Origin of the sequence: Streptomyces paludis (assembly GCF_003344965.1) — a bacterium.
Classification (GTDB): Bacteria; Actinomycetota; Actinomycetes; order Streptomycetales; family Streptomycetaceae; genus Streptomyces; species Streptomyces paludis.
Window position 1 is genome coordinate 422,275 of sequence record NZ_CP031194.1, and the last position, 19,498, is coordinate 441,772.

Below are 19,498 nucleotides of genomic sequence, written 5' to 3' on the forward strand. Positions count from 1 at the left end.
CCGGTGTGGGCGCCGGGGGGCGTGGTGATTCAGCCCGAGGTACGCGTGCGGGTGCTGGTGCGCGGGCCGTCGTACTCCGCGTCGGTGACGTGCTCCAGCCACTCCACGTCGTCGCCCTCCCACAGCGCGATGTGCTCCATGAACCGGTCCGGCGTCGCGCCGTGCCAGTGTTCCTCGCCGGGCGGGCAGCCGATGGTGTCACCCGGGTGCGCCTCGATGATCACACCGTCGCGGGTGCCGACCAGGGCCACTCCGGACACGATGTGCAGGGTCTGGCCCAAGCCGTGGCGGTGCCAGGCGGTACGGGCGCCGGGGGCGAAGCGGACCATGTTGACCCGCACCCGGGAGGGCTCCTCGCCCCGGTGGATCACATCCGCCCAGACATCGCCGGTGAACATCCGCGCGGGCAGCTTCATGGTCGCGGGCTGGTCGATGATCTCCATGGTGGTACTCCTCGCACGGCCGCCGCGGAAGGGCGGGCCGTCAGTGCGTCAGCGGGTATACGGGTACGCGGGTGAGCGGAATCGTGCTCCATAACCGATGGAACCGCAGGTCACACGGGTGAGGAAGAACTCGTTGATACGTGTACTGGCAGTACACCCCTCGGCCCGGGACAGCGCCGTACCGGCCGACGTAGCCTCGACACCATGGACAACCGGAGTGAGGTACGCGCGTTCCTGACCAGCCGCCGCGCCAGGATCACGCCCCAGCAGGCAGGGCTGCCCGCCCACACCGGCAACCGGCGCGTCAAGGGACTGCGCAGGGAGGAAGTGGCGCTGCTCGCCGGTGTCAGCGCCGAGTACTACGCCCGGCTGGAGCGCGGCAGCCTCTCCGGCGTCTCCGAGACCGTCCTCGACGCGCTCTCCCGCGCCCTTCAGCTGGACGAGGCCGAGCGCGCTCACCTGGACGATCTCGCCCGTACCGCCAGCACCACCCGACGCCCGCAGCGCCGACGGGCCCCGCAGGCCGTCCGGCCCAGCCTCCAGCACCTGCTGGACGCCATGACCGAGGCGCCCGCCTTCATCCGCAACGGCCGCCTCGACATCCTCGCCACCAACCGGCTCGGCCGCGCCCTGTACGCCCCGGTCCTCGCCGGCACCGCCCGGCCCGTGAACCTCGCCCGGTACGAGTTCCTCAGCCCCGGCGCGGCGGACTTCCTGCCCGAGCTGGACCGCCAGGCCGCCGGGGCGGTGGCGCTGCTGCGCACGGAGGCGGGCCGCGATCCGTACAACCGGGATCTGACCGACCTCATCGGTGAACTCTCCACCCGCAGCGAGAAGTTCCGCACCCTGTGGGCCGCCCACGACGTACGGCTGCACCAGACCGGTGTCAAACACTTCCGCCACCCCGCGGTGGGCGAACTCCTGCTCCCCTTCGAAGCCCTGCCCATCCCCACGGACCCGGGCCTCACCCTCACCGCCCTGAGCGCCGAACCCGGCACCCCGTCCCACGACGGCCTCAAACTGCTGGCCAGCTGGGCCGCCACCCTCGACCAGGAAGGCCAGGAAGGTGGTCAGGACGGCCCGGGCGGTCAGGACGGCCCGGGCGGCCCGCCCGCCGTACCCACAACAGGAGTGTGAACAAGGACGGCGACAGCCTCAGGGAGTTCCGGCGGCGCCGAGCGCCTCGCGGAGTTCCGCGAACAGCCGGAAGAGGTCACGGCGGGGCGCGATGTGCAGCTCGTCCGCCTGCCACACGGCGAAGGCGACGAGAGGATGTGCCCGCAGCGCGTCGAGGTCGGTGGCATCCGGATCGCTCAGCCTGAACCGGAGGCGTACGAAGCAGTGTGTCAGCCGGGTGACGTTCTCCCGGCCGCCGACACCGCGGAGGATCGCGAGCGCGTCCGGACCCGGCTCGCCACTGGCCGGGCCGGGGTCCTGCTCGCCACTAAGCGCCGGCACGGGGCCGCTCCGCCCGGTCGGTGTGCCCCGTCAGACGGCTGACGTGCAGTGCGAGATAGAGGATCTCCTCGCGGCCGACCTCCCAGTCGAACAGCTCCTCCATCCGGTGCGCCAGCCGTTCGGCGCACGCGTACTCAAGCGGTCTCGCGTTCTTGACGGCGTCACCGACCTGGTCACCGACCTCGGGCGACTGCTTGCCGTCCCGGGCGCGCAGGAAGAGGTAGCGCAGATGGGTGACGAAGCGGGCCGCCGCGAGGGAGCGCTGGTCGATCGTGACACCGAAGTCCTCGCCGATCGTCTCCAGCGCGACCCGCAGCCACTGCGTCATCTCCACCGTCGCCGCGATGTCGCCGGAGCCGATCTGGGCGTTGACGAAGTGGAGGGCGAGGGGCAGGGCCTCCGTCCGGTCCATCCGTACACCGAGCCGCCGCTCGATGATGTCCAGCGCCACCGTGCCCATCTCGGTCTCCGCCGGGTAGAGGTTCTCGATCTCCCACTTGAGCGGGTACTCGATCGAGGCTCCGGCGCGGGCCCGGGCGAGCGCGAAGTGGACATGGTCGGCCAGGGGCAGCAGGACGTGTTCACTGATCTTCTCGCCGAGCCGGGCCCGGGCGGCGGCGACGACCTCTTCCATGACCGCGATCTCGTCGAGGGGAATCTCGGCGGCCAGGGCGGCGAGGCGCTCGGCGGGCATCGCCTGTGCGACGAACTGACGTTCGACACGGTCAGCGTCCACCACGTCGCCGGGCTTGACCTGGAAGCCGACCCCGCGTCCCAGGAACACGGTTTCGGCGCCGTGCTCGTCCACCCCGAGCACCACGTTGTTGTTGAAGATCTTCTTGACGCGCATCGTTGCGTGAGTCCTTACTGACCAGGCCCAGGAGCAGGATAGTCGTGCTCCTGGGCCTCGCGGGGAGCAGGGCTGGGGACTACGGTGTCCCGTCACCCCGCACCAGGCCGGCGCCCTGGCTGCGGATGACGTCGGCGTACCAGCCGAAGGACTTCTTCCGGTGGCGTGCGAGGGTTCCGCTGCCGTCGTCGTCGCGGTCGACGTAGATGAAACCGTAGCGCTTGCTCAGCTGCGCGGTGCTGGCGCTGACGAGGTCGATGCAGCCCCAGGTGGTGTAGCCCAGGACGTCGACACCGTCGGCGATCGCCTCTCCGACCTGGACCAGGTGGTCGTTGAGATAGGCGATGCGGTAGTCGTCCTCCACCGTCGGCCGGCCGTCCACCTCGATCAGCTCGTCCCTGGCCCCGAGCCCGTTCTCGACGATGAACAGCGGCTTCTGCCACCGGTCCCAGAACTGGTTCAGTACGATGCGCAGCCCCGTCGGGTCGATCTGCCACCCCCACTCGCTGGCTTCGAGCGTCGGGTTCTGCACCCCGCCCAGGATGTTGCCCTCGCCCGCCTTGCGCAGCTCGGGGTCGGCCGTCTCACAGATACTCATGTAGTAGCTGAAGGAGACGAAGTCGACGGTGTGCGTGAGGAGTTCGCGGTCCTCGTCGGTGATGTCGAGTTCGATGCCGTTCTCGCGCAGGTGGCGCAGCGCGTATCCCGGGTAGGCGCCCCGTACGTGGACATCGCCGAACATCAGGTTGGCGTGGTCCGCCTTCATCACGGCGAGCGCGTCGGAGGGGTGGGGGGTGAGCGGGTACAGCGGCATGGCGATCACCATGCAGCCCACCTTCGCGTCCGGCGCCTTCTCCCGGGCGATCTTGGTGGCGAGCGCGCTGGCCACGAGTTCGTGGTGGACGGCCTGGAACAGCTCCTGCTGGGAGAGTTCCTCCTTCGGTGTCGCGATCCCGCCGCTCATGAAGGGCACGTGCAGCACCGAGTTGATCTCGTTGAAGGTCAGCCAGTACTTCACCCGGTGGCCGTAGCGGTCGAACAGCACCCGGACGTACCGCTCGTAGAAGCCGATCAGCTCGCGGCTCGCCCAGCCGTTGTACTTCCGCGCCAGCGCCAGCGGTGTCTCGTAGTGGGAGATCGTGACGAGCGGCTCGATCCCGTGCTTCTCCAGCTCGTCGAGGACGCGGTCGTAGAAGGCCAGCCCCTCCTCGTTGGGCAGCTCGTCGTCACCGTTCGGGAAGATACGGCTCCAGGCGATCGAGAAGCGGAAGACGGAGAAGCCCATCTCGGCGAAGAGGGCGATGTCCTCGGCGTAACGGTGGTAGAAGTCGATGCCCTCCAGCTTGAGGTTCTCGGGCGTGGGGCCCTCGGTGCGCGGGCCGAAGATGCCGCCGGGCAGGACGTCCTGGATGGATACGCCCTTGCCGCCCTTGTCGTGGGCGCCCTCGATCTGGTTGGCGGCCGTCGCGCCGCCCCACAGGAAGCTCGCGGGGAAGGGGCTCGGGGTGTTCGGGTCGGTCATGTCTCTCCTCAGCCGATGAGTTCGAGGGCGGCGTTACGGGGCTGTACGTCGCCGGTGGCGGTGGGCACGACCGCGGTGTGACTGCCCGGGTCGGTCACGATCAGTACGGTGATGGGGTTGTAGCCCGCGTCCGTGATCACCTGAAGGTCGACGTCGGTCAGCAGATCGCCGGCGTTCACCCGCTGTCCCTGGGTGACGGCGGGGGTGAATCCCCGGCCCTTCAGTTCGACGGTGTTCAGACCGATGTGCACGAGCACTTCCACACCGGTGTCACTGCGGATGCCGAAGGCGTGCGGCATCACGCTCAGGAGGGTGCCGGAGAGGGGCGCGTACACCTTGCCCTCGCTGGGGATCACCGCCAGGCCGGATCCCATCGCCCCGGAGGCGAAGACCTGGTCGGGCACCTCGTCGAGCGGTACGACCTTCCCCGCGACCGGGGTCTGGAGCGTCGCCACGACATCCTCGGCCACAACGGCCTCGGCCACGTCCGGGGTGGTGGTCGCGCCGGCCGCCGCGGGCAGGTCCTTGAATCCGACGATCATCGTCAGGGCGAAGGCGACGACCATGGCGACCGCGCAACCGATCAGCTGGAGCGTGAAGTTGCCGATGCCCAGGGTGGCGGTCAGGGTGATGGCGGCGGGGAAGACGAATCCCTCGGCCGCCGAACCGCCCGATGCCGCGATGGCGCCACCGACCGCCCCACCGACGCAGGCGAAGACGAACGGGCGCTTGAGCCGCAGTGTGACACCGTAGATCGCCGGTTCGGTGATGCCCGCCAGGAAGGCGGAGATGGCGGCCGGGCCGGCCACGAGCTTGAGGTCGCGGTCGCGTGTCCTGAGGAACACCGCGAAGGTCGCCGCCGCCTGGGCCAGCACCGGGGCGAACAGCGCCGCGGTCATCTCCGTGTGACCCGTGTTGGCCAGCTGCTGGACGATGATCGGCACAAAGGCCCAGTGGACACCGAAGAGGACGAGAACCTGCCAGAGACCGGCGAACACACCGCCGGCCGCCCAGGGAGCCACTCCCCAGAGCCAGTCGACACCGGACGCCAGACCGTCGCCGATCCAGGTCGAGGCCGGGCCGATGGCGAGGAACGTGACGGGGACGACGACCGCGAGGGTGATCAGCGGAGTCGCGAAGTTGCGCACCACCTCCGGTGTCACCCGCTCCGCCAGACGCTCCACGTGCGACTGGAAGTACACCGCCAGGATGGTCGGGATGACGGCGGACAGATAGCTGACCATCACGACCGGGATACCGAGGAACGTCAGCTCCCCGCCTCCCTGGCCGAACGCCTGGAGCGTCACACTCGTACCGTCCGGGCCCGGCATGACCGCGATGGTGGCGGAGTAGACCAGGGCGGCGGCGATGGCCATCGAGGTGAACTGGTTCGCCTTGAAGCGCTTGGCGGCGGTGACGGCCAGCAGGATCGGCAGGAACTGGAAGGCGGCGTCGGCGGCCGAGAACCAGATCGCGTACGTCGACGTGGTGCCGAAGTCCGGGCTGATCTTCACCGCGACCGTGAGGAACGCCTTGAGCAGACCGACGGCCGCCAGGACCCACAGGAACGGGGTGAAGATGCTGGTGACCAGGTCGATCGTCCGGGCGAGCAGATTCCCGGAGGAGCCGGAGCCGGATCCGGCGCCGCCCGTCTCCACGCCCTGGGCGAGGGCCTCCTCGTACACCTTGGCGACCGTGTTGCCGATGACGACCTGGAACTGGCCGCCCGCCTCGACGACCGTGATGACACCGCCCGTGGACTCCACGGCGGCCTTGTCGGCCTTGGCCGGGTCGACGAGTACGAAGCGCAGCCGGGTCGCGCAGTGGGCAAGGGACCTGACGTTGTCCTTGCCGCCGACGCCTTTCAGGACCTCTTCGGCGATCGATGCGTACTTGTTCTTGCTTGTGGTTGTCACGGCTCCTCCTTGAGCCCCGCTGCCCCGGATCCGCGTGCCCGGTATCGGGCAACAAAAAAACCCAAGCCGCGGCCCTTTGCCATTCCGGAGAATAGGCGGGCCTCAGCTTGGGTTTTGCCTGTGGTCCAGTAACAATCCCATGCTTTGGTGCGACACCTGAGGTGTCTTGGGGCGAGACAGTAGACGTCTGTTTTATCCGTGTCCAGATGTGATGCACGACGAGTTCTCCCGGCGGGGGTCGTATACGACGTGACGGTGGACCCATTGACGCCCGGACGGACTCGCGGCTACCGTGCGGCAGACGGATTGTGACCGGCGTCAGCCGGGCAAGACCTGGGACGAGCTGCCGAGAGGCGGGGGTTCCCGGGTCTTTTTTTGTGCTTACGGCAACCGGGAGTGGCGAATGCGAACGCGTGACGTCCAGTGGGGGATCCTCGGCGCGGGCAAGATCGCCCGTGTCTTCGCGGCGGACCTCGCCGCCGCCGGGCTGCGTGTGTCGGCGGTGGCCGCCCGCGAGCCCGCCCGCGCGGAACGGTTCGCCCGGGAGACCGGCATCCCGCGCGCCCACGGCTCGTACGAGAGCCTTGTCGAGGACCCCGACGTGGATGCCGTGTACGTCGCGACCCCGCAGCCCTTCCACGCCGGCCAGGCGCTGCTGGCGATCGAGGCCGGCAAGGCGGTGCTCGTCGAGAAGTCGTTCACCTCCGACGCCCGCGCGGCCCGTCGCCTCGTGGACGCGGCCCGCGACCGGTCGGTGTTCCTGATGGAAGCGATGTGGACCCGGTTCCTGCCCACGTTCGACGCGGTCCGCGCCGAGCTGGCCCGCGGCGCGATCGGGGAGATCCGGGGCGTCGTCACCCACCACTTCCAGAAGCTGGACAGCTCACCGACCGGCCGGCACTACGACCCGGCGCTCGGCGGCGGAGCCGTCGCCGACCTGGGCGTGTACGGAATCTCGGCCGCCTTCCATCTGCTCGGCCCCGCGCACCGGATCACCGCCACGGGCTCCGCCACCCCGGCCGGTGTCGACACGAGCGCGGAGATCGTGATGGGGCACGGCGGGGGAACGACGTCCACCACCCTCACGGCCATGGACACGCCCGGTCCGAACGGCGCCGCCGTGATCGGCACGGACGGCTGGATCGAACTCGACCCCTACTGGTTCACCTCGACGGGCTTCACGCTGTACGACGCGGGCCGCCCCGGCAGTCCCGTACTGCGCTACGAACCGCCGGGCCATCCCGGGCGCGGGATGTACTTCCAGGCGCTGGAGGTGGAGCGGTGTCTGCGCGAGGGCGAGCGCGAGAGCCCGCTCATGCCGCTGGACGAGAGCGTCGCGGTGATGAGCGCCCTCGACACGATCCGCGGCGACATCGCCGCACCGGCACACGCATCGGCACACGTATCGGCGTCGGGGGCGGGCCGGCGATGAGGCTGCATCTCGTACGGCACGCGCGCACCGAGTACAACGCCGCCGGCCGTCTCCAGGGCTGGTGCGACTCGCCCCTGGCGGCCGACGGCCTCGGACAACTCCGGGCGACCGCCGCCCACTTGGCCGGCGTCGGGCTCACCGCGGCCTGGGCCAGCCCCTCCGGGCGGACGATGACCACCGCGCGGGAGATCCTCCGGCACCACGACGGACTGCGGCTGCGCGCGGACGACGGACTGCGGGAGTACGCGTTCGGCGCGCTGGACGGACACCCCGAGAGCGAGCTGTTCGGTCAGGTCGATCCACGCGAGTTCTTTGCGGATGTGATCGAGGGAAGACATCCGGGACTGCCCGGCGGGGAACCGGCCGCCGACTACCTCGCCCGGGTCGCCGGCGCCTTCGAGCGGGTCGTACGCGCGCATCCCGACGGCGAGGTCCTGGTCGTCGCGCACGGCATCACGCTGGTTACCTATCTGACACTTCTCGGGAGTACGGGCGTCATACCGCTCGCGAATTGCAGCGTGTCGACCGTCGAGATCACCGGGTCCCGGGCGGAAATCGTCCGCGTCGGTTTCGTACCTGCCGAACCGGCCGTACCCGCCGCCCGAACCGCACTCTGACCGTTCCCTATTACCCCCTCAGCATTACCCCCTCAGCACCGTGAAATGACGGCGCTGAGGAATGACGACCCGTGACAACCCTTGACCCCAAGGAGTGGAAAATGCCGGAGCGCCACGCCACCGTTCTGTGTTCGCAGGGGCTGCACGCCCGACCCGCCGCCGCCCTCGCCCGCGCGGCGTCCGGAACCGGCCACCGCATCACCATCCGCCGGACGGACGGGAGCCCGGTCTCGGCGGGCAGCACGCTGATGCTGATGAGCCTGGGCCTCAGGGAAGGGGAGAAGGTCGTCCTCGCCTCCGAGGACGACACGGCCGGGCCCGCGCTCGACCAGCTCGCGGCGCTGCTCGCCACCGAACTCGACGGACAGTGATGACCACCGCGAACCAGCCCCGTACGGTGTCAGGGCTCGGCGTCGGCCGCTCGGCCGCCGTCGCGCCGCTCGTCCTCGTACGGGCCGCCCCCGCCATCCCGCCGGACGCGCGACGGCCGCTCGATCCGGCGGAGGCCCCCGCGGCGCTCGGCCTGGCCCGGCGGGCGCTGGCCGAGGTGGCCGCCGACTTCACCGAACGGGCCGCCGCCGCGCCGGGCGCGCTCGGTGACGTACTGCGCTCCACGTCCGGCATGGCGGCGGATCCCGAACTGGCGGACAGGGTGCGCGCGCGGATCGAGGAGGGTCAGGGTCCGGCCGTCGCCGTGGACGGGGCCATCGCCGAGATCATCGCGCTGCTGACGGCGGCCGGGGGCCTCTTCGCCGAGCGCTCGACCGATCTGACGAGCGTGCGCGACCACACCGTGGCCCGTGTCCTCGGACTGCCCGCGCCCGGACTGCCCGAGCTGCGCGGCCCGTCCGTCGTCTGCGCCGTCGACCTCTCCCCCGCCGACACCGCCTCGCTCGATCTGACGAAGGTGGCCGCCCTCGTCACGGAGTCGGGCGGGCCCACCGGCCACACGGCCATCATCGCCCGGCAGCTCGGCATACCGTGCGTCGTACGGGCGGCCGGTGCGACCCGTATTCCCGAGGGGACCGTGGTCGCGGTCGACGCCGCGAACGGCACCATCACGCCCGACCCCGGCCAGGCCCTGGTCGACTCCCTCCGCGCCCGGGCGGAGGGCGAGCGCGCGCTGGCCGAGGACACCTCACCCGGCGCGACCGCCGACGGCCATCCGGTCGCGCTGCTCGCCAACGTCGGCACCGTCGACGACATCGAGCGGCTCGGCCCCTCGGCGGCCGAGGGCGTGGGGCTCTTCCGTACCGAAGTGCTGTTCCTCGACGCGGTACGGGCGCCGTCGCGCGAGCAGCAGACCCCCGTATACGCACATGCGTTCGCCGCGGCGAAGGGCGCCCGAACGGTGGTGCGCACCCTCGACGCCGGCGCCGACAAGCCCCTGGCGTTCGCCACGCAGGAGGACGAGGAGAACCCGGCGCTGGGAGTACGCGGCTACCGGCTCGTCCGTACGCTGCCCGAACTGCTCGAAGAGCAGCTCGCCGCCCTGGGCGAGGCCACCCGCGCGCTCCCTGCGGCGGACCGCGCCCAGGTCTGGGTGATGGCCCCGATGATCTCCACCCCCGAGGAGGCCCGCATCTTCGCCCGGCTCGCCCGGGCCCACGGCATCGAGACCGTCGGAGCGATGATCGAGGTCCCGGCCGCCGCGCTGCGGGCCGACGCGATCCTCGCCGAGGTCGACTTCGTCTCCCTCGGCACCAACGACCTCGCCCAGTACACGATGGCGGCCGACCGCCTGGACGGCGCGCTCACGGACCTGCTGGACCCCTGGCAGCCCGCCGTACTGAGCCTCGTCGCGGCAACCGCCCGCGCCGGCACGGCCACCCGCAAGCCGGTCGGCGTATGCGGAGAATCGGCGTCCGACCCCCTGATGGCCCTGGTCCTCACGGGCCTGGGCGTCACCAGCCTCTCGATGTCCGCACCGGCCCTGCCCGCGGTACGCCACGCCCTCCGCCACCACCCACTGTCCCAGTGCCGAGCCATGGCCGAGGCAGCCCTCTCCGCCCCCACCGCCCCCCAGGCCCGCCAAGCCGCCCTCACCCTCACCGCCCCAGAGGTGACGACACTGCTCGGACTCGGCGGCGAGCGACGGGGGTGAGTCCGGGGCTCGTGGGGCTCGTGCCCCCGGCTTCGGGCCCCTTGCGGGGGTAGCTGGGCGACGGACTATCCGTAGAAGCTCAAGCGGACGTCGCGGTGGGTGTTGCTGATGTTGGTGTCGACCAGGCAGACGGACTGCCAGGTGCCCAGCTCCAGTCGGCCGGCGATCACGGGCAGGGTGGCGTGGGGAGGGACGAGGGCGGGCAGGACGTGGTCTCTGCCGTGGCCGGGGGTGCCGTGGCGGTGGAGCCAGCGGTTGTCGGCGGGCAGGAGGGTGCGGAGGGCGGCGAGGAGGTCGTCGTCGCTGCCCGCGCCCGTCTCGATGACGGCGATCCCGGCGGTGGCGTGGGGGACGAAGACGTTCAGGAGGCCGTCGCGGCCCGCCGCGCTCTCCTGGAGGAAGGTCTCGCAGGCGTGGGTCAGATCGGTCACCGTCTCGTCGGTGCCGGTGGTGATGTGCAGGATCCTGGTGGTGAACGCGTCGGGCATGGGGACATTCTCCCGGCCGGTGGGCGGGGCCGCGCGTCCGGGGGCCGAGACGCCCGGGAAGATTTCGCCGCCCCCGGGCTGTTGGTAGAACCGTGAACAATTCTGGGGCGCGGGATGGCGCCGTGCGGGACGGCGGCGTACGGGACGAGTCGGGCGATGTCGAGGTGGTCGTCGTCGGCGCGGGGCAGGCGGGGCTGTCCGCCGCCTACCATCTGCGCCGGTCCGGGCTCGTCCCCGACCGGGACTTCGTCGTACTGGACCATGCCCCGCGGCCCGGCGGCGCGTGGCAGTTCCGCTGGCCGTCGCTGACGTACGGCAAGGTCCACGGCATGCACTCGCTGCCCGGGATGGAGCTGACCACGGCGGAGTCCGACGCCGGCCGGCCGTCCTCCGAGGTGATCGGCGGCTACTTCACGGAGTACGAACGGCGCTTCGGCCTGCGGGTGCGCCGGCCGGTGGATGTCCGGGCGGTCCGCGCGGTCCCGGCGGACACCGGGCGGCGGCTGCTGGTGGAGACGGACGGGGCGAGCTGGTCGGCGCGGGCGCTGATCAATGCCACGGGCACCTGGGACCGGCCATTCTGGCCGCGCTATCCGGGCCAGGAGACCTTCCGGGGGCGGCAGTTGCACACCGCGGGCTATCCGGGGCCGGCCGCGTTCGCCGGGCTGCGGGTGGTCGTGGTGGGCGGTGGGGCCTCCGGTACCCAGCATCTGATGGAGATCGCGGAGGTCGCGGCGGACACCACCTGGGTGACACGCCGGCCGCCCGTCTACCGCGAGGGCCCGTTCGACGAGGAGCTGGGGCGGGCGGCCGTCGCGCTGGTCGAGGAACGGGTGCGCGAGGGGCTGCCGCCCCGGAGCGTGGTCTCCGTCACCGGGCTTCCGCTCACACCGGCGATCGTGCGGGCGCGCGAGACCGGGGTGCTCGACCGGCTGCCGATGTTCGACCGGATCACCCCGGACGGTGTCGCCTGGGACGACGGCCGGACGGTAGCGGCCGATGTGATCCTGTGGGCGACCGGCTTCCGCCCGGCCATCGACCATCTCGCGCCGCTGGGGCTGCGGGAGCGCGGCGGCGGGATCCGGCTCGACGGGACACGTGCCGTCCGGGACGAGCGGATCCACCTCGTGGGATACGGGCCTTCGGCCTCCACGATCGGCGCCAACCGGGCCGGGCGGGCGGCCGTACGGGAGATCCGCGAGCTGCTCGCCCGCGTACCGGCCACCGTCTGAGCCCCCTGGGATCCCTGGACGCGTTCGGGGCGTGCGGGTCAGCCTTGGTCGGTTGCGGCCGCGCGGTTCCGGTTGAACTCGGCGACGTTCTCGCGCTGTTCGGCGTATGTGGCGGTGAACCGGGTGTCGCCGGGGCGGACGGTGACGAAGTACAGCCAGTCCCCGGGCGCCGGATCGCGCGCCGCGTTCATCGCCTCGTCCCCCGGGTTCCCGATCGGTGTGGGCGGCAGTCCCTTGTGCGCGTAGGTGTTGTAGGGGCTGTCGGTTTTTGTGTCGTGGTGGCTGGTGTCCAGGGTGGAGCGGTTCAGCGCGTAGTTGACGGTCGAGTCCATCTGGAGCGGCATGCCCAGCGCGAGCCGGTTGTGCACGACCCTGGCGACCTTGCCCATGTCCGCCGCCGTAGCGGCCTCGGCCTGCACGATGCTGGCGATGGTCACCGTCCGGTGGAGCGCCGCGTCGGCGGTGTCCTTCGCGGTGGCCGAGGAGCCGCCGTGCTGACCGGCGCCGAACCGCTGGTGGGCGGTGCTGACCATATAGGCGAGCAGTCCGGCCGGGGTCGTGGACGCGTCGACCGGATATGTGGCCGGGAAGAGATAGCCCTCGGGATTGCCGTCGGCGCCCTTCGGCAGCGGGAGCTTCGCCGTCGCCAGCGCCTTGACCGTGGTGCCGGCGGGCAGCCGGAGCGCCTCGTCCACGGAGCGGTAGATCTGGCCGGCGCGGCGGCCTTCCGGCACGACCAGCGTCGTACGGCGCTCGTCGCCACCGCCGTCCGGGGTGAGCACGGGCACCAGCACGGCCGTCGCCAGGGCGAGGACCGCGGTCGCGGTCAGGGCGATCCGGCCGCGGCGGGTCAGGCGGGGTCTGCTCATGCGGGCACGCTAACCCGGTGTGATCAACGATCCGGGCACCTGGCGTACGGCGACACGGACGGGCACACGGACAGCGGACCACGCACACCCGGGGCCGGACCGGATCCAAACGCTGAGGCAGGACCGGGGCCGGACGGAACGCCTTTCAACGCACGGCCGGCTCCGGTTCGGTCAGGGACACCCGCTGCTCGTCCGTCCCGGGCGCCTCGGATATATCAGTCCCCATGGGCGCCGGGCGGCCGTCCCTGCGGACCAGCGCGGCGTAACGGCCGTCCCGCGCGAGCAGTTCGTCGTGGGTACCGCCCTCGGCGATGACGCCCGCGTCGAGGACCACGATGCGGTCCGCTTCCCGGACGGTGGAGAGACGGTGCGCGATCGTGATTGTCGTACGGCCCTCGGAGAGCGCGTCGATGGCCTGCTGTACGGCGAGTTCGGTACGGGTGTCCAGCGCGCTGGTCGCCTCGTCGAGGATCAGCACGGGCGGGTCGCGCAGGATCGTGCGGGCGATGGCGAGACGCTGCTTCTCACCGCCGGAGAACCGGTATCCGCGCTCGCCGACCAGGGTGTCGTACCCGTCGGGCAGCGAGCTGATGTGGTCATGGATCTGAGCGGCCCTGGCGGCCGCCTCTATCTCCTCGTCGGTGGCGTCCGGCTTGGCGAAGCGCAGATTCTCCGCGACCGAGGCATGGAAGAGATAGGTCTCCTGGGAGACCACGCCGATCGCGCGCGCGAGGGTGTCGAAGTCCAGCTCGCGCACATCCACCCCGTCGAGGAGAACCCGGCCGGCCGTCACGTCGTACAGCCGGGGTACGAGATAGCTGAGCGTCGACTTGCCGGAGCCGGTGGGGCCGACGACGGCGAGACTGCCGCCCGCCGGGACCGTCAGGTCGATGCCCTTGAGGGTCGGCCCGCTCTTGTCGTCATAGCTGAAGTCGACGCCGTCGAAGCGCACTTCGCCGCGGACCGCGCCCAGCCTGACCGGCCGTTCGGGCTCGGTGATGTCGACGGGCAGGTCGAGGTATTCGAAGATGCGCTGGAAGAGGGCGAGCGAGGTCTGCATGTCCACGCCGGTCGACAGCAGGCTGACGGCGGGGCGGAACAGGCCCTGCTGGAGCGAGACGAAGGCGACCAGTGTGCCGAGGGAGACCGCCGTGCCACCGGCGCCCAGCACGATGCCCGCGGCCCAGTAGATGACGGCGGGCATGGCTGCCATGACGATCCCGATGACCGACATGCGCCAGCGGCCCGCCATGCTGGAACGGATCTCCAGATCGACCAGCCGCTCGGACTCGTCGGTGAAGGATTTGGTGAGCGAGTCCGCCCGGCCCATCGTGCGGCCCAGGAGGATACCGCTCACGGAGAGCGATTCGGTGACGGTGGCGGCCATGGTGGCCAGCTGCCCCTGGCGGGTGGTGGTGATCTTCCTGCGCTCGCGGCCGACCTTCCGGCTGATCCAGACGAACACCGGCAGCAGGACCATCGAGACGATTGTCAGCCGCCAGTCGAGCGCGAGCATCGCGACGACCGAGGCGATCACGGCCGTGAGATTGGAGACCAGGGAGGTCGCCGTGGAGGTCACGGTCGCCTGCATACCGCCGATGTCGTTGGCTATGCGGGACTGCACCTCCCCCGTCCGCGTCCGGGTGAAGAAGGCCAGCGGCATGCGCTGGAGCCGGCTGTAGACGCCGGTGCGCAGATCGTGCATGACGCGCTGGCCGACCGTCGTGGAGATAAAGGTCTGGAGCACGCCGAAGACGCTGCTGACGACCGCGGTGAGGATCATGCCGAGGGCGAGCAAGCTGAGCAGTCCCGTACGGCCCTGCGGGATCGCGGTGTCGAGGATCTCGCGGAGCATGAACGGTGAGGCGACCGCCACCAGCGACGAGGCCGCGACGAGCAGCCCGACGACGGCGAGGCGACCGCGGTAGGGGCGGAAGAGACCAAAGATCCGCCGCAGCTGCGCGGGCGGCTCCGGCCGATCCGGGTGTTCCGCCGCGCCAGTGCGGGGCGACGGTGTCCAGGTGAGTGTCTCGGGTTTCATGGGCTCCTTCGAAAACATGCGGGGCTGTGACCGTCCGACCGGGCGGAGACGATCCGACCGGCGACTTCACAGAGCATAGCTCATTGTTACCTATGCTCACAATGAACATTGCCCTGATATTATTCCGGCATGACCACCCCTGACGTCGACGGCATGCTCGCCGAGCAGCTCCTGCGGCTGACGCGACGGATCCACCGCATCCAGAAGCACCAGTTGGAGCCGATCGGCATCACCCCCGCGCAGGCCCGGCTGCTGCGCACCCTCGCGCTGTACGACACCCCGCCCTCGATGGCCGATCTGGCCCGCCGCCTCGAAGTCGTCCCGCGCGCCGTGACGACCCTGGTCGACGGGCTGGAGTCCTGCGACCGGGTGCGGCGCGCCCCCGACCCGGCCAACCGCCGGGTGGTCCGGATCGAGCTGACCGCCACCGGCACGGCCACGCTGCGGGCGCTGCGCGATGCCCGCCGGTCCGCCGCCGAGACCGTCCTGGCGCCGCTGACCACGGATCAGCGCGAGGTGCTCGGCGGGCTGCTCACGACGCTGGTGGACGGCGGTGCGGAGTTCCGCCGCTGACCCACCACCCCGCCGCACCGCCCGCCGGCCCGTTCCACCACCCCGCCGCGCCTCCTTCCGCCCCGCCCCACCGACCTCCCGCGCCTCCTTCCGACCCGCCCCACCGGCCTCCCGTATCTCCCTCCGACCCGTCCCACCGGCCGGCCCGTTGGCGTAAAACCGACGCGCGCTGGAGAAAACCCGTTGCCCCGCACCTCCCGGCAGGGCGAACCTTGCACGGTTTGGGCCATCCACGAGTCATGGGACATCATGCAGATTCGCGACCTTCCGTACCCCGACCCGGGGATTCCAGACGCCCGTTCGGGCCCCCGCTTCCTGGTGTGGCTCGGACGCAATCAGCTGGGCGGCCAGCTCAAGGCCCTGAGCTGGGGGCTGCTGCACTTCCTGGGCATCGGCGGCCTCCCGGTGGGCGCCGGCCTCGCCATCCAGGCCGTCATCGACCGTTCGGGCACCCGGCTCGCGGTCGCCGGCGGGCTGATCGCCCTGTTCGGCGTCGCCATCACCGTCGGTGACACCATGCTGCACCGCACCGCCGTCACCAACTGGATCACCGCCGCCGCCCGCGTCCAGCAGCTGCTGGCCCGCAAGGCCGCCGAGCTGGGGTCCGCGCTGACCCGGCGCGTCGCCGCCGGTGAGGTCGTCGCGGTATCCACCGGCGACGTGGAGAAGATCGGCTGGTTCGTGGAGGCGCTCTCGCGCTTCCTGGCCTCCGTCATCGCGGTCGTGTTCATCTGCGTCGGGCTGGTCCTGTATCTGCCGGAGCTGGGCGTGCTGATCGCCTGTGCCGTGCCCGTACTGGCCCTCTCCGTACTGCCGTTGCTCCCGCACGCCACCCAACGCGCCGACATCCAGCGGGAGAAGGCCGGCAAGGCCACCGAGCTGGCCTCGGACACCGTCGCCGGACTGCGGGTGCTGCGCGGCATCGGCGGTGAGGAGCTGTTCCTCGGCCGCTACCGCCGTGCCTCCCAGGAGGTGCGCGAGGCCGCCGTGCGCAGCGCCCGGATGTGGGCCCTGATCTCGGCGATCCAGGTGCTGCTGCCGGGCGTGCTGCTGATCTCGGTGGTCTGGTACGGCGCCCATCTGGCCCTCGACGGGCGTATCGGCGTCGGCTCGCTGGTGACGGTCTACAGCGCGGTAACGCTGCTGATGTTCCCTTTGCGCCACTTCGAGGAGATCGCCATGGCGTACTCCTTCTCCCGGCCGTCCGCGAAGCGCGCGGCCCGGGTGCTGTCGCTGGAGCGCACGGCGTTCGAGAGCGAGCGCGGCGGCCTCGACGACGCACGGCCGACCGGGGAGCTGTACGACCCCGCCACCGGTCTGCGTGTCGCGCCCGGGCTGCTGACCGCGGTGGTGTGCGGCGACCCGGACGCGGCGGGACGGCTGGCCGAGCGGCTGGGCGGGCACGCCACGGAGGAGGAGCAGAGCGCGTCCGTACTGCTGGGCGGGGTGCCGCTGGACGGTCTCCCGCTGACCGCGGCGCGGGCCGCGGTGCTCGTCCAGGACAAGGACCCGGTGCTGCTCTCCGGGACGCTGACCGAGCTGCTGGACGTCCCGTCCTCGGGCGTGGTCGCCGCCGACAAGGCCCTGGCCGCGGCGCAGTGCGGGGATGTGCTCAACGCGCTGGCGCAGGCGTCGGTGGACGGCAGCGGTGATCCGATGCGCTCCACGATCACCGAGCGCGGCCGGTCGCTCTCCGGCGGCCAGCGGCAGCGGCTGGCGCTGGCCCGCTCGCTGGTGACCGACCCCGAGGTGCTGGTGCTGGACGAGCCGACGTCCGCCGTGGACTCGCACACCGAGGCACGGATCGCGGAGGGGGTGAAGGCGCTGCGGACCGGCCGTACGACGGTCGTGTTCGCGTCCTCGCCCCTGCTGCTGGACCACGCGGACGCCGTGGCGTTCGTCCACGACGGCAAGGTCGCGGCGGTGGGGACGCACCGCGAGCTGCTCGTGGCCGATCCCGCCTACCGGGCGGTCGTCACCCGCGAGACGGACGAGGAACAGGCCGCCGAGCCGCCGGTCGCCCCAGGACGCGTCACCACCGAACACCGCGCCACAGATCACATCGACGCGCGGCAGATCATCACACCGGCCCCGTCGCCGGCCAGGGAAGAGATCGAGGAATCCGCATGATCGGCGTAGTGCCCCCGGCCTACGACCCGGCCGCGCCGTCGTCGGCGACGACCCTGCCGGTCGGCTCCCCCGCGACCGTACGGTCCTACGTGAGCGGGCTGCTGAAGCGGCACCGCGCCGCGTTCACCGTGCTCATCACCGTCAACGCGGTCTCGGTGATCGCGTCGATGGTCGGCCCGTTCCTGCTCGGCGGGATCGTCGAGGACCTCTCCAACGGCGCGCGCGAGCTGCATCTGGAGCGGGTGGCGTTGGTGTTCGCGCTGGCGCTCGTCGTCCAGACCTTCTTCGTACGGATGATGCGGCTGCGCGGCGCGATGCTCGGTGAGGAGATGCTCGCGGATCTGCGGGAGGACTTCCTCGTCCGGTCCGTCGGGCTGCCGCCCGGTGTGCTGGAGCGCGCGGGCACCGGCGATCTGCTCTCCAGGATCACCACGGACATCGACCGGCTGGCGAACGCCATGCGCGAGGCCGTGCCGCAGCTCGCGATCGGCATCGTATGGGTGGTGCTGCTGCTCGGCGCCCTGACGGTCACCGCGCCGCCGCTGGCGCTCGCCGTGCTGATCGCGCTGCCGCTGCTGCTCGCCGGCTGCCGCTGGTACTTCCGGCGGGCACCGTCGGCGTACCGCTCCGAGGCGGCCGGTTACGCGGCGGTCGCGGCGACGCTCGCCGAGACGGTCGACGCGGGCCGGACCGTGGAGGCCCACCGCCTCGGCGGACGGCGGGTGGAGCTGTCGGAGCGGCGGGTGGGCCAGTGGACCGCGTGGGAGCGGTACACGCTCTCCCTGCGCTCGGTGCTCTTCCCCGTCATCAACGTCACCCATGTGACGATCTTCCTGGCCGTGCTGGTGATGGGGGGCTCCTTCGTCCTCCAGGGCTGGATCACCGTGGGACAGCTGACCACGGGCGCGCTCTTCGCCCAGATGCTGGTGGACCCGGTCGGGCTGATCCTGCGCTGGTACGACGAACTCCAGGTCGCCCAGGTGTCCATCGCCCGGCTGGTCGGGGTGCGCGACATCGAGCCGGACTCGGGCGACGGCGCGGTGACGCCGGACGGCCGGGACGTCAGCGCCGACGAGGTGCGCTTCGGCTACCGGGAGGGCGTCGACGTACTGCACCGGGTCACCCTGGACATCAGCCCGGGCACCCGGCTGGCGCTGGTCGGCCCCTCGGGCGCCGGCAAGTCGACCCTGGGCCGGCTGCTGGCGGGCATCTACGCGCCCCGGAAGGGGCGGGTCACCCTGGGCGGCGCCGAGCTGTCCGACATGCCCGCGGAGCGGGTACGGGAACATGTCGCACTGGTCAACCAGGAGCACCATGTGTTCGTGGGCCCGCTGCGCGACAATCTGCTGCTGGCCCGCCCGGAAGCGGCGGACGCCGAGCTGTGGGCGGCGCTCGGCGCCGTCGACGCGGACGGCTGGGCGCGGGCTCTCGACAGCGGTCTGGACACCGAGGTCGGCTCCGGCGGTACGGCCCTGACACCGGCCCAGGCGCAGCAGATCGCGCTGGCCAGGCTGGTGCTGGCGGACCCGCACACCCTGGTCCTGGACGAGGCGACGTCCCTGCTGGACCCGCGCGCGGCCCGGCATCTGGAGCGCTCGCTGGCGCGGGTCCTGGACGGCCGTACGGTCGTGGCGATCGCCCACCGGCTGCACACGGCGCACGACGCGGATGTGATCGCGGTGGTCGAGGACGGCCGGATCAGCGAACTGGGGAGCCACGACGAACTGGTGGCGGCGGACGGCGCGTACGCGGCGCTGTGGCGGTCCTGGCACGGATAGGAGCGGGGAGGCGGGGACGGGGCGGCGGGAGGGCCCGGTCCAGCA

At 71.4% G+C, this 19,498-nt stretch carries 17 protein-coding genes; 9 read left to right on the forward strand and 8 right to left on the reverse strand.

Annotation, left to right across the window (positions count from 1 at the left end):
• Positions 1-29: 29 nt before the first annotated feature.
• Positions 30-443: a (R)-mandelonitrile lyase gene (locus DVK44_RS01785; RefSeq protein WP_114657989.1), complete on the reverse strand. Its 414-nt coding sequence runs from the start codon at positions 441-443 to the stop codon at positions 30-32.
• Positions 444-647: 204 nt separating this feature from the next.
• On the opposite strand from DVK44_RS01785, the gene DVK44_RS01790 reads away from it, so the two are divergent.
• The gene (locus DVK44_RS01790; protein WP_114657990.1) at positions 648-1,580 is read left to right on the forward strand and encodes a helix-turn-helix transcriptional regulator; all 933 of its coding nucleotides are present in this window, start codon (positions 648-650) and stop codon (positions 1,578-1,580) included.
• An 18-nt stretch (positions 1,581-1,598) separates the two neighbouring features.
• Here the strand turns inward: DVK44_RS01790 and DVK44_RS01795 are convergent, their stop codons facing one another.
• The 4 genes from DVK44_RS01795 to DVK44_RS01810 form a co-directional block, all read right to left on the reverse strand.
• On the reverse strand, positions 1,599-1,901 hold the full coding sequence (locus DVK44_RS01795) for a PTS transporter subunit EIIB (RefSeq protein WP_114657991.1): 303 nt from the start codon (positions 1,899-1,901) through the stop codon (positions 1,599-1,601).
• Positions 1,888-2,751, reverse strand: coding sequence for a PRD domain-containing protein (locus DVK44_RS01800; RefSeq protein WP_114657992.1), 864 nt, complete (start codon positions 2,749-2,751; stop codon positions 1,888-1,890). The genes DVK44_RS01795 and DVK44_RS01800 overlap by 14 nt, the downstream gene beginning before the upstream one ends.
• 79 nt (positions 2,752-2,830) lie before the next feature.
• Entirely contained in the window at positions 2,831-4,273 is a 1,443-nt protein-coding gene (locus DVK44_RS01805) for a glycoside hydrolase family 1 protein (protein ID WP_114657993.1), read from the reverse strand.
• A gap of 8 nt (positions 4,274-4,281) precedes the next feature.
• Positions 4,282-6,189: a beta-glucoside-specific PTS transporter subunit IIABC gene (locus DVK44_RS01810; RefSeq protein WP_114657994.1), complete on the reverse strand. Its 1,908-nt coding sequence runs from the start codon at positions 6,187-6,189 to the stop codon at positions 4,282-4,284.
• A gap of 403 nt (positions 6,190-6,592) precedes the next feature.
• Between DVK44_RS01810 and DVK44_RS01815 the strand changes: the two genes are divergently transcribed.
• The 4 genes from DVK44_RS01815 (at position 6,593) to DVK44_RS01830 (ending at position 10,342) form a co-directional block, all read left to right on the forward strand.
• A complete protein-coding gene (locus DVK44_RS01815; protein ID WP_114657995.1) occupies positions 6,593-7,621 on the forward strand; it encodes a Gfo/Idh/MocA family protein in 1,029 nt (342 codons plus the stop codon).
• Positions 7,618-8,238, forward strand: coding sequence for a histidine phosphatase family protein (locus DVK44_RS01820; protein WP_114657996.1), 621 nt, complete (start codon positions 7,618-7,620; stop codon positions 8,236-8,238). The genes DVK44_RS01815 and DVK44_RS01820 overlap by 4 nt, the downstream gene beginning before the upstream one ends.
• Before the next feature lie 71 nt (positions 8,239-8,309).
• On the forward strand, positions 8,310-8,609 hold the full coding sequence (locus DVK44_RS01825) for an HPr family phosphocarrier protein (RefSeq protein WP_228446950.1): 300 nt from the start codon (positions 8,310-8,312) through the stop codon (positions 8,607-8,609).
• Entirely contained in the window at positions 8,609-10,342 is a 1,734-nt protein-coding gene (locus DVK44_RS01830) for a phosphoenolpyruvate--protein phosphotransferase (protein WP_114657998.1), read from the forward strand. The genes DVK44_RS01825 and DVK44_RS01830 overlap by 1 nt, the downstream gene beginning before the upstream one ends.
• Before the next feature lie 65 nt (positions 10,343-10,407).
• On the opposite strand, the gene DVK44_RS01835 is transcribed toward DVK44_RS01830, so the two are convergent.
• The gene (locus DVK44_RS01835) at positions 10,408-10,830 is read right to left on the reverse strand and encodes a secondary thiamine-phosphate synthase enzyme YjbQ (protein WP_114657999.1); all 423 of its coding nucleotides are present in this window, start codon (positions 10,828-10,830) and stop codon (positions 10,408-10,410) included.
• A gap of 122 nt (positions 10,831-10,952) precedes the next feature.
• On the opposite strand from DVK44_RS01835, the gene DVK44_RS01840 reads away from it, so the two are divergent.
• The gene (locus DVK44_RS01840) at positions 10,953-12,062 is read left to right on the forward strand and encodes an FAD-dependent oxidoreductase (RefSeq protein ID WP_114658000.1); all 1,110 of its coding nucleotides are present in this window, start codon (positions 10,953-10,955) and stop codon (positions 12,060-12,062) included.
• A 38-nt stretch (positions 12,063-12,100) separates the two neighbouring features.
• On the opposite strand, the gene mltG is transcribed toward DVK44_RS01840, so the two are convergent.
• Entirely contained in the window at positions 12,101-12,931 is an 831-nt protein-coding gene (gene mltG / locus DVK44_RS01845; RefSeq protein WP_114658001.1) for an endolytic transglycosylase MltG, read from the reverse strand.
• Positions 12,932-13,076: 145 nt separating this feature from the next.
• Positions 13,077-14,972 carry an ABC transporter ATP-binding protein gene (locus tag DVK44_RS01850; RefSeq protein ID WP_114658002.1) on the reverse strand — a complete coding sequence of 632 codons (1,896 nt, stop codon included), beginning with the start codon at positions 14,970-14,972 and terminating at the stop codon, positions 13,077-13,079.
• A 129-nt stretch (positions 14,973-15,101) separates the two neighbouring features.
• Here DVK44_RS01850 and DVK44_RS01855 point away from each other — a divergent pair, with 129 nt between their 5' ends.
• From DVK44_RS01855 to DVK44_RS01865, 3 genes are all read left to right on the forward strand, one after another.
• On the forward strand, positions 15,102-15,545 hold the full coding sequence (locus DVK44_RS01855; RefSeq protein ID WP_114658003.1) for a MarR family winged helix-turn-helix transcriptional regulator: 444 nt from the start codon (positions 15,102-15,104) through the stop codon (positions 15,543-15,545).
• Between the two features lie 249 nt (positions 15,546-15,794).
• Positions 15,795-17,675, forward strand: a complete 1,881-nt coding sequence (locus DVK44_RS01860; RefSeq protein ID WP_114658004.1) for an ABC transporter transmembrane domain-containing protein — start codon at positions 15,795-15,797, stop codon at positions 17,673-17,675.
• Positions 17,672-19,453, forward strand: a complete 1,782-nt coding sequence (locus DVK44_RS01865) for an ABC transporter ATP-binding protein (protein WP_114658005.1) — start codon at positions 17,672-17,674, stop codon at positions 19,451-19,453. The genes DVK44_RS01860 and DVK44_RS01865 overlap by 4 nt, the downstream gene beginning before the upstream one ends.
• Positions 19,454-19,498 lie beyond the last annotated feature (45 nt).